Raw genomic sequence first — 14,671 nt, 5'->3', positions numbered from 1 at the left:
CCGGGCGGCTGTTTTTTACTTTTTCTTTTTCGTATCCTTACTTGCCGTTTGTTTTCCCTTTGCAAGGTTCTCTGCTTTGAGACGCATTCTTTTGAAGAAGCCTTTCTTCTTCTGAGGAGCTTCCAAAGCACCGCGCAGCCCGCGGACACCGGTAATATAAATACCGCTGACTTCAGCCTTGACTTCCTTCTTTACGGGGATGATCTCAAAGACCTGCTCGTCCGCCACCAGGGTAACAATCTTGGGGCCGATCTTTGCTTTTACGATCGGGAGTTTGGAACGTCTCATAAGCTTCGGTGTCTGGTCAATTACCATCTGAGGAAGACCGGACTGTTTAATGGGAAGCCTCTTTTTATCGATAACCAGCATGGAGACGGACTGTTTTGCAGCTTCGATCTGTTCCTGCTGTGCTTCCTGCTTTTTCTGTGCCCTCTTGCCAAGGAAATATAAAACGGCAAGAACGACTACTAAAATGATTAAAATAATCAGTAGAACTTTCCACACCATTTGTGTTAGACCTCCTAAAATCTGGACTGATAACGCAACTATTATTCTAGCATTGTTTCTGTGAAAAGGCAATAAAAATGTGAAAGAAAGGGTTCCTTTTTCAGGTCATGTGTGGTATAACTTCCTTATGTGGAAACCAGAGACCATAGACGAAAGGAATTATATATGAAGAAAAAATTGATCATGGTGCTATTGACACTTAGCATTGCAGTGATGGCAGCAGGATGCGGCGGCAAGAAGAGTGACAACAGCAAAGACGATGATAAAAAGACGGAAGCGTCCAAAGAGGATACAACAGTAGATACCAACAGCAAAGGCAATGTGGTAGCCGTGGATGTGGATGATATCAGCAAATATGTCAAACTGGGTGAATATAAAAATCTGGAAGTGACAGAGACGAAGACTGAGATCACAGACGCTGATGTGGAGGATTATATCAGCCAGCAGCTCACCTACAAGGCAGAGGAGATCACAGAGGACAGGCCGGTACAGGAAAATGACACCGTCAACATTGATTATACCGGATATATGGACGGAGCGGAATTTGAGGGCGGTTCAGCTACAGATTCGGATTTGCTGATTGGCTCTAATTCATTTATTGAAGGATTTGAGAGCGGCCTGATCGGCAAAAAGAAAGGGGAGGAAGTTACCCTTGATCTGAATTTCCCGGACCCCTACAGCAATAATCCTGACCTGTCAGGCAAGGCTGTGCAGTTCAAAGTGAAGATCAACACCATCAAAGCAGCTCCGGAGCTGACAGATGAGTGGGTTAAGAACAACACAGACTACAAGACAGTAGATGAGTATAAAGAAGAAATCAGGAAATCCCTGGTGGAGAACGCGGATCTGAACTATATGAGCCAGCTCAAATCTGATCTGTTCCAGAAGGTAGTGGAGAATACAGAGATCACGGAGTATCCGGAAAAACCCATGTCTGAGACCATGGAATATGTCAAGAATAAGATTCAGGAGCAGTATGCCAGTCCAAGCGGCATGACCCTGGATGAGTATTGGGAGTCACAGAGCATTTCTGCGGAACAGGCAGAGGAGACCATGACACAGATGGCACAGAATATCCTGCAGCAGTCCCTGATCGTGCAGGCTATCTTTGATGCGGAAAAAGTTGAGATCTCTGTAAAGGATTATGAGGCAGAGCTTGAAAAATTTGCAAAGGATTACGGATTCAAAGATACAGCAGCTTTAGAGAGCGCCTACAGTGACGAAGTCATGGTAAAGGCCAATGTACTCTGGAGCAGGTCTTGTGAAATCCTGCAGGAGACCGCCAAAGTCACCGATGTGGCAGCAGATGCGCAGAGCACTGGTGACGGGGAAGAAAAAAACGAATAAAAAAATGCTTGACAATAAGTCCTACAAATGTAATATATTAGGTGAAACTATATCTTACGTTTGTAGGATTTTTGTATAGGGAGTGTATCGTACATAAGGAGGTTATTTTATGAAGCGAAAGAAAGTAGCTGCAGTGATAGGGACCGTGGCGGCAATTGCCGCGTGCGCGGCAGGCATATTTCTGTACAAGGTAAAATTCGAGAAGAAGCGCCAGGATGTATTGGAGGAGTACATGGGTTATATCGAGAAGGGAAGATATGACAAGATGTACGCTCTGCTGGATGAGGCCAGCAGGAACACCGTGAGCGCAGAGGATTTTGTGGTCAGGAACAAGAAGATTTATGAGGGCATAGAAGCTGACAATATCCGTCTGGACGTTTCGGAGAAGCAGGAGAAGAGCCAGCCCATATCCTATAAAGTCACCATGGATACCGTGGCAGGGGAGATTTCCTATGACAATGATGCTTTATTTGAAAAAGAGAGCGGAAAATGGCGCATTAAGTGGAACGATTCCATGATATTTCCCAACCTGAAGGCAGCCGATAAGGTGAGTGTCGTCAGCATAGAGGCAAAGCGGGGAGAGATTTATGACAGAAACGGTGCACTTCTGGCAGGCCAGGGAACTGTGGCCAATGTAGGGCTTGTCCCAGGCAAGATGGCGGTCCAGCCCCAGGAGGAGCTGGAGGCCATGGCAGCGCTTCTGGGAACCACGGCCAGCAGTATTTCCGATAAACTGGATGCATCCTGGGTGAAGGATGATTCCTTTGTGCCGGTGAAAAAGATGACCAACAGCGCGCTGGAAACGCCTGCAGGGGAAGAGGAGGCTTCACTTAAAGATAAGCTTCTGGAGCTGCCGGGCGTTATGATCTCTGATGCGGAGAGCAGGGTTTATCCTTACGGGGACTGTACCTCCCATCTTCTGGGGTATGTGCAGGAGATAAACGCGGAGGAACTGGAGGAGTTAAAGGGCAAGGGATATGACGAACAGAGCATTCTGGGAAAAAGCGGACTGGAGAAATTATATGAAGACAGGCTGAAAGCCCAAAAAGGCTATAAAATCTCCATTGTGGACGCAGAGGGCAATGAGAAAGAGGCTCTTGCCTCCGTTTCCGCAAAGGATGGGGAGAACATCACCCTGACCATTGACGGACATCTTCAGCAGAGCGTGTATGAGCAGTATAAGAATGACAAGAGCAGTTCTATTGTTATGAACCCCAAGACCGGTGAGGTGCTGGCAATGGTCTCAACGCCAACCTTTAACAGCATGGATTTTGTGCTGGGAATGTCCCAGGAAAAATGGGATTCCCTGAATAATGATGAGGATAAACCCCTGTTTAACAGGACAAGGGAAAGCTGGGTGCCGGGTTCTTCTTTCAAACCCGTCATCGGTGCAGTGGGCCTTACGACAGGAACCCTGTCCGCAGATGAAAATCTGGGAGCCAGCGGCCTTTCCTGGCAGAAGGATGAGAGCTGGGGCGATTACCAGATCACCACGCTCCACGAATATGGGGAGGAAGCGGTTCTGCGGAATGCACTGATCTACTCCGACAATATTTATTTTGCCAAAGCAGCACTGAAGATTGGTGCGGATACACTGACAGAACAGTTGAAAAAGCTGGGATTTGGTGAGGATATTCCCTTTGAGATTGGTATGAGCAAATCCCAGTATACCAACGAGGACCATATCTCCTCTGAGATCCAGCTTGCTGACAGCGGCTATGGACAGGGGCAGATACTGGTGAATCCCCTCCATCTGGCATGTATCTACTCCGCCTTTGTCAACGAGGGGAATATGATAAAGCCGTATCTGGAGATAAAAGACGCAAGGGGGCCTGAATACTGGAAGGCAGGCGTTTTTTCAAAGGAGGCTGCCGCGGTGATACAGGAGGACCTGACAGAGGTCATTGCAGATGAAAATGGAACCGGGCGTGGAGCTTACACAGAAGGCGCAGACCTGGCAGGCAAAACAGGGACAGCGGAAATTAAGGCATCCCAGGATGATGAAAACGGAACAGAGCTGGGATGGTTTGCCGTATTTAATACGGATGGGGACAAGAAAAGCAGCTTTCTGATGCTCAACATGGTAGAAGACGTGAAGGACCGCGGAGGAAGCGGTTACGTGGTGGATTTAGATAAAGGACTGTTGGATGAAATGCTGACAAAGGAGTGACGTGGTGTGAGATTAAAAGGGGTTATGATGTGTGTGACGGCAGTAAGCCTGATCCTGGGCGGCTGCGGAGACAAGGCAAAGCAGGAAAGTGATGTGGCAGTCAAAGCGGATGTGGCTGAAGCAGAGGACCAGGAAGCTGTCAAAGATGAGAACAATTATTACGAGATGGAAATACCTGCTGATGAGGCGGAGACCCTCACAGAAGCCGCTGTCCAGGCTGCAAAAAGCTGTCAGGACCTGTTTATACAGGCCAGGAAGAACAGCAGCAAGGAGGATGTGCTCTCCATGGAAAACGTGGCAGCCCTGGTAAAAAAGATGGGCAGCCAGGGATATGCGGCCCTGGATAATAGGAACCGGGAGAATATGGAGAACTACCAGTTAGTGGAAAAATTTTTGGTAAGTCAGGAAAAAAAGGAAGAGGCAGCCATCTCCGTGTACCGGATCCACCAGGACGGGGGAATGGATAAGACCGATTTCGCCTCAGACGATACAGGGGCGGTGACGGTCACCAACACAATTATAGACTGGAATAAAAAGCAGGAGCCTTACGTGGTGGATATGGTCCGCTATCAGGCATGGAAGTGGGAGTACACAAAAAAAGGCTATCTTTTCTATGAGAGGTACATACCGGATGGAATGGAGGCAGACGGGACCGTTGGCATAAGAGTCCTTCCCCTGGATGAAGAACTGCGTAAACTTTGCGAGGACTATATAGAGCCTATTGGATATGAGGCTAATAATCTGTTTCTTGTGGAGTGGGATGAGGAGAATTTTCAGCAGGTAAACTTCAATGATCTGTATGATATCCTTTACCGGATCGACCAGGGAAGTCTGCCGGACAGCACCCAATATCCAAACGGGATCGGCAGAAGCGAGTTTGAGGACCTGATAGGCAAATATTTCAGCATACCTGCGGAGCAGTTAAGGGAACAGGCAGGCTATAACAGCCAGACCGGCACATACCCCTGGACACAGATCGCTGGCAGCAACGCTGCTGTATTGGTGGAGAGAGACCCTGAAGTGGTGGACTACGGGGACAATGGGGATGGCACCATAACCATGACAGTGGATGTTGTCTGCCCTCAGCTTAAAAAGGATAAGCTCTTCTCTCATCAGGTGACTGTACGGAAAGCAGATGATGATTTTTTGTATGTGAGCAACACCATTGAACAGGGGGGAGAGGTTCCGCCCTACACACCCCGGACCGCGGCCGGACAGTAACACGGGATGTTTGCTGCCGCCATGTATCCATACAGCCAGCCCAGTGAACCCGCATACCTGTTGAACTGTTATTTCTTTTCTGCATATACTGACTATGAGAAGAATCAGTGAGGTTTTTTATGGCAGTTAAGAAAGTGGACCCCAGGGAAGAAATGCTGGGGCAGGAGCGGGTGCTGCAGCAGGATATGCGGCGCCTGCGGGCTAACTATCCGGAAAACGCGGCCTATATCCAGTGCTTTGTGGAGGATGCCTGTGACCGTATGGATTATGAGGGCAGCAGGATGTATGATGAACATCCGGACAAATACATGATGCGCAAAGTCTGTGATTCCATCCACAGTCAGATACGCAGAGAGAGCGAAAGGATAGGTGTGGAATCCGGTTTCTGCAGAAAATGTGGAAACCTTCCGGACGAAGCCCTGCGGGATTTGATCGAAGTCCTGTTTTTCAATGAAGTATACAGGCGCAGATGCCAGAGAAGGCGATGCAGAAGACTGTACCGCTGACGATGCTATTCACAGCCACTAGCCCGCCAGGTGTTTCTATGCGCTTGCGCATGAAAATCCCGAGGCAGCCAGCGCAGTCATAAGAAAACTGCACTTGGGGCTTGCGGTTTTGTCATAAAACTTTTACAATAGTAATGATACCGCAGCGGTTCAGCAGGTCGGCCCGTTTCAGCGCTGACTGTATGAGAGACTGCGTATACTGTTTAGGAGAGAAAATATGACAGAACTGGAAAGATTTCTGGATTTATATATAAATGAAGATTTAATAAGACTAATTATCAGCGGCCCCCGGCAAAAAGAGGGGCCGTCTAAAATACAGATACGTCCCTTATTACTGAAAGGACAGGTTATGTATCAGATAACAAGAACAGTGGGACAGAAAGAACTTCACGAAAACCATCAGAGGGCTGAAGTCCTCTGTCTCATCAGTAATTGGATGCAGCAGGATTTCCGTCAGCTTCAGCTTGAGGCAAAGGGGATCCGGGGAACGGTTCTTGCCAGTAAAAAGGGTAAGTTTACCGTCAAAACAAAGAAAACACAGGGCAGGGAGGCATTTGTTCCCATGCTGACACACAACAGGCAGAAGGAATATCTGCTGCAGGAAGGTGTGCCGGTGCCCTATTTGATAGATTTAGGAATTATGAATGAAGCGGGCAGGGTGAAGAAAGCCCGTTATGATAAATTTAAGCAGCTCAACCGCTTTCTGGAGTTTATTGAGGACATTCTCCCCAGGCTTCCGAAAGACAGGGAAGTGAATATTATTGATTTTGGGTGCGGTAAATCGTACCTTACATTTGCCATGTACCACTATCTGCATGAACTGAAGGGTTATGATATACGGGTGATAGGCCTGGACCTGAAAGCCGACGTGATTGAAACATGCAGCCGTCTGGCGGAAAAATATCATTACGAAAAACTGCATTTTTATCAGGGAGATATCGCATCCTATGAAGGGTGCAGCCATGTGGATATGGTTGTGACTCTGCACGCCTGCGATACGGCTACGGATCATGCCCTGGCAAAAGCCGTGAAGTGGGGTGCCTCAGTGATCCTGTCTGTGCCTTGCTGCCAGCATGAACTGAACCGACAGATTGAGAATGACATTTTGGCGCCCGTACTGGGATACGGTATATTGAAGGAGCGCTTTGCCACCATTCTCACAGACGGACTTCGGGCGCAGATACTGGAAAGTGCAGGGTATGACACGCAGATTCTGGAATTTATTGATGTGGAGCACACACCTAAGAATCTGCTTATTCGTGCAGTAAAAAATGAAAACAAAACAGTCAGCAGACAGCAGAGACAGGCATGGGAAAAATGCGCGGAAGAATTTCAGGCAAAGCCCACGCTTGCATCCCTGTTGTTCTTAGAAGGTTACTATCCACAGCCCTGCAAAATGCGCAGTTCTGTGAACAGTAACACGATTCGCGATGCACACAAAATGCAATGAATTGCATTTTAGCGCTGGCCAACTCGGGATTTTGCTTCGCGAAACACCTCCCGGAACAGTGACTGTGAATAGTAACCTTAGAAGGGAACGATAGATGAAAAAAGTATTGACAAAGCTGGGAGTCCTGCTGCTCATATTTATCCTGGGTGTTATGGGATTCTCCAGTTTTATGAATAAGGAGACAACAGACAACAAGATGGACATGGAGGAAGCCACCCTTCCCGTACTCTCCATGATGTACAAAGACCAGGAGATGAACCGCATGTACGGTTATGCACAGGAGATGCAGGTGGACTTTATGAGGGACAGCCTGACCCCTGTGGGAACAGACAAGAAAATGACGGTCAGCATCCTGCCATATGGCCATAAGATAAAAAGTCTTGTATATGAGGTCAGAACCTCGGACGGAAGCAAAGTGGTGGAGAATGCCAAGATCAAGAATTTTGAGGAGAACGGCAGTGCACAGACTGCCACGTTTGAACTGGAAAATTCCATTTTGATGAATCAGGAGTATTCCCTGGTCTTTACCCTCAATACGGACAAAGGTTCCTGGCATTACTATACAAGAGTGATCCAGCGTACAGGCCTCAATGCTGACAAATACCTGGAGTTTGTACAGAGTTTTTCATCCAAGACCTTCAGCAAAGACAATAACGGGGAGCTGAGGACCTATCTGGAGTCAGATGACACTGCGGTGAACAACAGCTTTACCAATGTGGACATTCATTCCAGCGTGGATATGGTCACATGGGGAAGCCTGGCACCGACTATCAGCAGAAAAGGCGTTCCTACGATCAAGGACATTAATGAGACGACAGGAAGCCTGACCCTGACTTACTATATCACAGCCAAGGATGAGGAAGGGTATGAGGAGTTTTATCAGGTAGATGAGTTCTATCGTATGCGGTATGGGGACACCAGAGTTATGCTTCTGGACTTTAACCGGTCTGCAAAGCAGATCTTTACAGGCAATGAGGTGTCGGTATTTTCAGGAAAGATCAACCTGGGTGTTACCTCAAAGTCTGTCCAGTTTGCGGCCAGCCAGGCTGGAAGTGTTCTGGCTTTTGTACAGCAGGGGGATCTGTGGTCATACAATACCAGCACCAACAAGTTGACGCAGGTTTTCAGTTTCCGGGAAGGGCAGGATGCGGATGACAGATATGACTACCCTATGCATGATTTTAAGATTGTGCGTGTGGAGGAGAACGGGGACATGGATTTTGTTTTCTACGGATACATGAACCGCGGAGAACATGAGGGATATACCGGCACATGCGTATATCACTATTACAGCGAACAGAATGTGCTGGAGGAAAAATTTTTCCTGCCCACCACCAAATCCTATGAATTTATGAAGCGGGATGTGGAAATCCTTTCTTATGTAAGCACGGATGATCTGCTGTATCTTATGCTGGACGGCAGCCTGTACAAGATGAACATGTCAGATAAAACCTACGAAGTTGTCAAGGAAGGAATTGCAGAGGACTGTTTTGCAGCGTCCGGTACCAACCGGCATGTGGCGTGGATGGAGGAGATGGATCCGCTTCAGACTACCCATATAACTTTTATGGATTTGGAGACCGGGAAGCAGCAGAGCATTACTGCGGACCAGGGGACAAAGATAAGGGCCTTTGGATTTATCAATGAGGATTTGGTCTATGGCGTGGCCAGGGACGGGGATATTGTGGTGGATGCCACAGGAGGCCTTCGATATGCCATGCATAATATAAGGATCCAGAAATTCTCCGGGGAACTGGTGAAGGATTACCAGCAGGATGGAGTCTATATTATGGATGTGGATATCCAGCAGGGGCTTCTGGAGCTGAAACAGGCCCAGTGGAATGTGGACCAGTACACAGAGATCCCCAGTGAGCATATTATGAACAATGTGAAGAACGCAGAGGATGAAGTGATCTCCGTTGCAACCGCCACAACTGTGCGGCAGGCAAATATCACAAGGCTGATATTTTCCGAGGACAGCAGGAATAAAAATCCGCTCAGGATGGAATCAAAGCTTATGGTAAATAAGAATGATACGGTACTGAACATGGATTTGAAAGAGTCAGTCAGGGATGGATACTATGTCTACGCAAAGGGCAGTCTGGTGGATCTTTACAGCAGCCCGGCTCAGGCAGTGCAGGTGGCTGACGAGATGACAGGTGTTGTGCTGAACCGTTCCCAGCAGTATGTGTGGGAGAGAGGAAACCAGAAGACTAAAGTGACGTTGAACCTGGATGATATTCCGGAAGGCTTTAAGACAGCCAGCCTTGACACCGCAGCCCTACAGGAGAGTCTGGGGAATGGGGGGACCGTGCTGAACCTGACAGGATGCACTCTGGAACAGGTACTTTACCAGGTCAGTGCCCAGAGACCGGTCATTGTGTCACTGGGAGAGAATGACAGCCGTGTCATTGTTGGGTATGACGGTTATAATACCCTACTTTATAATCCGGCGGACGGAAAGACAGAGTATAAAGGTTTAGGTGACAGTACCAGGGACTTCGGGGCAGCCGGGAATGTATTCATCAGTTATATAGAAAACCTGCCGGAGTAAAACCGGCAGAAAGGAAAAGAAAAACGTTACGGTTCAGCACTCTTTCGTGTGTCTGAGATTGCTTTTGGAAAGCATCAGATATGCGCAAGCCGCTGCCGAAAGGCAGTGACGCAGATGCTGATAAAGTACGGGAAAGCAGGATGACAGTTATGGATGAGAGAATTAAGAAACTTGCGTACGGACTAGTAAATCACTCCTGCCATGTGCAGAAGGGTGAAAAGGTCTATATCCATTATACGGGCTATTCTACCACTGAGCTTGCGAAACAGCTTATCCGGGAAGTATACCGGGCGGGCGGGATGCCCTTCCCCCACTTTACGGACCCGAAAGTCCAGAGGGAGATGCTGCTTAACTGTACCAAAGAGCAGATCGAACTTATGGCAAAGGTGGACAGGGAAGAGATGGAGGCCATGGACTGCTATATTGGAGTCAGGGGCGCGGACAACATTACAGAGCTGTCCGATGTTCCAAAAGAAAACATGGCTGTCTATGATAAATACTATAATACCCCGGTACACCATGAGGTGAGAGTCGCAAAGACAAAATGGGTGGTTCTGCGCTATCCCAATGATGCTATGGCGCAGTTATCCGGTACCAGCACGGAAGCTTTTGAAGATTTTTACTTTGATGTATGCACACTGGATTACAGCAGAATGGGCAGGGCTATGGAGAATCTGGTGGAGTATATGCAGCGCACTGACCGGGTACGGATCACAGCCCCGGGCACAGACCTGACTTTCTCCATTAAGGATATACCGGCGGTCCCATGCAGTGGTGAGAGCAATATCCCTGACGGCGAGGTGTTTACAGCACCGGTCCGCGAATCTGTCAACGGTACCATCCGTTACAATGCAGCCTCCTCCTATCAGGGGTTTGTATTCGAGAATGTGACACTCACATTTGAAAATGGAAAGATCGTGAAGGCAGAGGCCAATGACACGGAGCGCATCAATGGAATCTTTGATATGGATGAGGGCGCGCGTTATGTGGGGGAATTTGCCATAGGGGTGAATCCCTTTATCCTTCACCCCATGAAGGATATCCTGTTTGATGAAAAGATACAGGGCTCTATTCATTTTACACCGGGAAGCTGCTATGATGATGCCTGGAATGGAAATGTATCAGCTATCCACTGGGATTTGGTACTGATCCAGAGACCGGAGTACGGCGGAGGGGAAATTTATTTTGACGATGTGCTCATACGGAAGGACGGACGCTTTGTGGTGCCTGAGCTGGAAGGACTGAACCCGGAGAACCTCAGGTAGGGAAATAGAAAAGAAGCGAAATAAGAGAAGTGGGATATCCAATTTAGACTTTTAAAGTTTAGATCAGATATCCCATATTTTTTTATGTCTATCCATTTAATATTTCTCAGCGCTTGGCAATAAGACAAACCTGCGCGTTTTACAGCTTATGGAGATAATAAAATTTAAAGCAGATACCCAGCAGCATCTGACATGTGCCGGCAGCTAAAAGGGTGTAAAAAATGACGATATTAAAATATCCGCCGATAATACCTCCAAATATCATGGTTAAAGATGTGATGAGCAGTGGGGGTACGGTAATGTCTTTTTATATTTTTCCATAATCTTTAACCTCCTTATCTATCAGCAATGCCCATATCTAAAAATCAAAAACTTCCTCAACGGTAAGCCCGAAATAATGTGCTATTTTATAGGCCAGGACCAGGGAGGCGGTATATTTTCCCACCTGAATAGATGTAATGGTCTGTCTTGTGGTTCCCACTGCGAAGGCAAGCTCTTCCTGGGAAAGTTTGATCTGTGACATTTTCCTGTTGCTGTTCTCGTACGGGGGGGACGGTTACTGCAGATGCGGTAAGTTAAAAATTACCATCATCACTACATTGCATAACAATATTGATTCTGCTAATATGAAAACGGGGTGTAAAATTCATATGACTATAAAAAAACAACTGCTATACACTATTATTTTATCAACATTGATCCCCATGATCGTTATACCCTGGATTGGATATCTGTATATCAGGGATACTGTAAAAGAACAGCTTCTGCTGCAAAGCAAGCGGCAGTTGGAAGAAATCACGCGGGATACAGAGGATATGCTGGATGATATTCTGAAGGTTTCAAGTGTGGCGGCAGTAGATGAAAATATTATGGAGATTATTAAAGAGAAAGACAGCAGTATACAAAAAAAGTCTGAGGTTATTGCTGCTCTTTCTAATATGAATGCAGTTTATTTGTACCGTTACAATGCTGCCATATGTTTATATGACAACTATGGGAGAATATACAGTACATTGGGTACAGAACAAAACGAAAAGGCTGAATTCAGAAAAGCGTGGAATAAAGAAACGATTATCAATCAAACATATTTTCTGTGGAAAGTATTTCCGGAAAGGACTTCTGAGGAACCTGTACTGGGAATGTCCAGGAACCTGTATGACCGGAATGGAAATAGGACAGGAACACTCTGTATAGAAATCTATCAGGACCGTTATCTGACAAAATTGCTCCGGCAGGACAGTGATTTGAATGATACGGAACGCTATCTTGTAGATGAAGAAGGAAATCTGGTGTTGGAGTATACCAACGATAACACAGAAGCGGGCAGAGGCCAGAAGTTACAAACCTTTACCAGAGAAGTTTACAGCCGCCTGATGGAAAAAGCAGAGTCCGGGGAAGACATACAGGACCTGCGCATGGGAAACAAGAGATTTATTTTTCTGCAGAATTCTGTGGAGAAGACGGGATGGAAACTGATACAGATCGTTCCCTATAATGAGGTATTCGCAAAGCTAAACTATTACCGGAATTTTACATATCTGAGTAATCTTATCTGTCTGGCCCTGTTGATCCTGGTAGATAATTATACAGCAAATAAAATAGGAAAATCGCTGACCAGGCTGGGTGCAGCCATGAAACAGGTAAGAAAAGGAAACTTTATTACAATTGAAAACAGGGAAAAGAATATAGAAGTACATCAGATTTATGATGATTTTAATAACATGAGTACGAAACTGAAGGTTTTGTTTGAGGAAAACCGGAGAATCACCAGAGAAAAGGAGGAATGCAGGCTGCTGGCACTTCAGACTCAGATACAGCCCCACTTTTTGTTTAATACTCTGAATGGGATAAAGTGGCTCTGTATTATCGAATCGGCGCCTACAGCCGAGCGTATGATTGAATCTCTTGGACATATTCTGGAATATTCCCTTGGGAAAACGAAGGATTGTGTCACGCTGGAAGAGGAACTGACCTGTCTGAAACATTATGTGGAGCTGCAGAAAATGAGGTATGGCAATATATTCGATGTTTTTTATGAGATTGATGAAAAACTTCTCAAACTGGAAGTACCTGTTCTGATATTGCAGCCCTTGGTAGAAAACAGTATTATCCATGGAATCCGTGAGAAGGAAGACAGAGGTGAAATATGGATTCGGGCCGGGCAGACAGATGATGAGGCTGTCATATCTGTGGAAGACAACGGAGAGGGAATCAGTGAGGAAAGAATCTGTGAGATTTTAAATGGAAATGGTACAACGGGAAATATTGGGGTAGTCAATGTAAAAGAGAGAATGGAACTTTATTACAGAGACAGCAGATTTGAAATCGTATCAGAAGAAGGCAGAGGAACCAGAATACAGATGATGTTGAAGATGGGGGAGGAAATGCTATGAAAGTAGTGATCGCAGATGATGAAGTCCTGGTGCGTAAAGGAATCAGCATGAGCATTCCGTGGCAGGAACTGGGAGTAGACCAGGTATTTGAAGCTGGAGATGGACAGCAGGCTATGGAAATAATTGAAAGCAATCCAATTGATATTCTGCTTACAGATATCAGAATGCCGAAAATGGACGGGCTCGAACTTTTGAAAAGGGTGAGTGTTATCAGTCCTCATACAGTTAATATTGTTTTAAGCTGTGTTAATGATATGGAGTGTGTTCGGGAAGCCATGAAATTCAACAAAGCGGTGGATTATATTCCGAAGCTGACTATGAGTACGGATGAACTGACATCCGTCATACGAAGGGCACAGACATTTGTGAAAGACAGGCAGGAAGATTCCCATGAGAAGGAAGAGAGTCTGCCGTTGTTCTTTCGGGCAGAATCCGAGGCCAGACTGCGCAGGGGACTGGAATACGAGACAAAGGAAGAACTGTGGAAGATACTCAGAGGAATTTTCACGGAGTCCCGGGTTCTGGGAACCGCCTGGAGAAAGAGCACAGAATGGGAAGAGATCGTTGGCGTGTTTGCCAGTGCAGGCAAAAAGTATGGTATCTATGAAAAAGACTATCTGGCAGGTAAACTGGAGCGGGCTCTGAAGCAGGCGGCAGCGCAGGAAGAGCTGGAAAAAGAAATTCTGAATCTGGCATCTGAGATGAAGGAACGGATAGAAGAAGAAAAAAGAAAAAGTTACGATACGGGAATACGGGCAGCATTGGAATACATGGACCTGAATTATAAGAAAAATTTGAAACTGGGGGAAGTTGCAGAACATGTCGGGATGAGTGAATCCTATTTTTCCAGATATTTTAAAAGAGTAATGGGGGAGGGCTTCTGCGAATATCTCAATAAGATAAGAGTGGAAAAAGCAAAGGATTTGCTGAAGGAACAAAGAATCACCATGCAGGAGACTGCAGAGCGGGTAGGGTATTCCAATGGGGCTTATTTTACCCGGATATTTAAGAATCTTACAGGTATGTCTCCAAAAGCTTTTCAGAAAAAGATATCCGGGGGCCAGGTACCCAGATGATAAATGAAAAAATATCGAAAGAGTCCGGCATAAAACCGGGCTCTTTATTTGAACAAGATTTCGATAAAAAACGACAAAAAATTGTAAATCCATACGTGAGAGAAAAATACTAAAAAAAACTGACAATTTATTTTCTGTTGGAAACAAAATATTTTATTTATAATCAGAGTATCAGATGAGGT

General features: G+C 46.3%; 11 protein-coding genes. 9 read left to right on the top strand and 2 right to left on the bottom strand.

The window, feature by feature from the left end:
• Window positions 1-15: 15 nt before the first annotated feature.
• Complete coding sequence (locus A4V09_RS17345; protein ID WP_065543440.1) at window positions 16-507, bottom strand: hypothetical protein; 492 nt, start codon at window positions 505-507, stop codon at window positions 16-18.
• 165 nt (window positions 508-672) lie between these two features.
• Between A4V09_RS17345 and tig the strand changes: the two genes are divergently transcribed.
• From tig to A4V09_RS17310, 7 genes are all read left to right on the top strand, one after another.
• Window positions 673-1,854: a trigger factor gene (gene tig, locus A4V09_RS17340; protein ID WP_065543439.1), complete on the top strand. Its 1,182-nt coding sequence runs from the start codon at window positions 673-675 to the stop codon at window positions 1,852-1,854.
• 109 nt (window positions 1,855-1,963) lie between these two features.
• The gene (locus A4V09_RS17335; RefSeq protein ID WP_065543438.1) at window positions 1,964-4,024 is read left to right on the top strand and encodes a penicillin-binding transpeptidase domain-containing protein; all 2,061 of its coding nucleotides are present in this window, start codon (window positions 1,964-1,966) and stop codon (window positions 4,022-4,024) included.
• 6 nt (window positions 4,025-4,030) lie between these two features.
• A complete protein-coding gene (locus A4V09_RS17330; protein WP_065543437.1) occupies window positions 4,031-5,245 on the top strand; it encodes a DUF6070 family protein in 1,215 nt (404 codons plus the stop codon).
• 119 nt (window positions 5,246-5,364) lie between these two features.
• Entirely contained in the window at window positions 5,365-5,751 is a 387-nt protein-coding gene (locus tag A4V09_RS17325; RefSeq protein ID WP_065543436.1) for a hypothetical protein, read from the top strand.
• A gap of 217 nt (window positions 5,752-5,968) precedes the next feature.
• Window positions 5,969-7,201 carry a class I SAM-dependent methyltransferase gene (locus A4V09_RS17320; protein ID WP_242963856.1) on the top strand — a complete coding sequence of 411 codons (1,233 nt, stop codon included), beginning with the start codon at window positions 5,969-5,971 and terminating at the stop codon, window positions 7,199-7,201.
• A 94-nt stretch (window positions 7,202-7,295) separates the two neighbouring features.
• Window positions 7,296-9,755, top strand: a complete 2,460-nt coding sequence (locus tag A4V09_RS17315; RefSeq protein WP_065543435.1) for a hypothetical protein — start codon at window positions 7,296-7,298, stop codon at window positions 9,753-9,755.
• An 80-nt stretch (window positions 9,756-9,835) separates the two neighbouring features.
• Window positions 9,836-11,020, top strand: coding sequence for an aminopeptidase (locus A4V09_RS17310; RefSeq protein ID WP_330396456.1), 1,185 nt, complete (start codon window positions 9,836-9,838; stop codon window positions 11,018-11,020).
• A 358-nt stretch (window positions 11,021-11,378) separates the two neighbouring features.
• Here A4V09_RS17310 and A4V09_RS17305 read toward each other — a convergent pair whose 3' ends face one another.
• Entirely contained in the window at window positions 11,379-11,543 is a 165-nt protein-coding gene (locus tag A4V09_RS17305) for a helix-turn-helix transcriptional regulator (RefSeq protein WP_084043646.1), read from the bottom strand.
• Window positions 11,544-11,670: 127 nt separating this feature from the next.
• Between A4V09_RS17305 and A4V09_RS17300 the strand changes: the two genes are divergently transcribed.
• Complete coding sequence (locus A4V09_RS17300; protein WP_162291117.1) at window positions 11,671-13,413, top strand: cache domain-containing sensor histidine kinase; 1,743 nt, start codon at window positions 11,671-11,673, stop codon at window positions 13,411-13,413.
• On the top strand, window positions 13,410-14,489 hold the full coding sequence (locus A4V09_RS17295; protein WP_065543433.1) for a response regulator transcription factor: 1,080 nt from the start codon (window positions 13,410-13,412) through the stop codon (window positions 14,487-14,489). The genes A4V09_RS17300 and A4V09_RS17295 overlap by 4 nt, the downstream gene beginning before the upstream one ends.
• The last annotated feature ends 182 nt before the right edge of the window (window positions 14,490-14,671 follow it).

Source organism: Blautia pseudococcoides (assembly GCF_001689125.2).
Lineage (GTDB): Bacteria > Bacillota > Clostridia > Lachnospirales > Lachnospiraceae > Blautia > Blautia pseudococcoides.
This window is presented reverse-complemented; position numbering and strand designations above follow the sequence as displayed.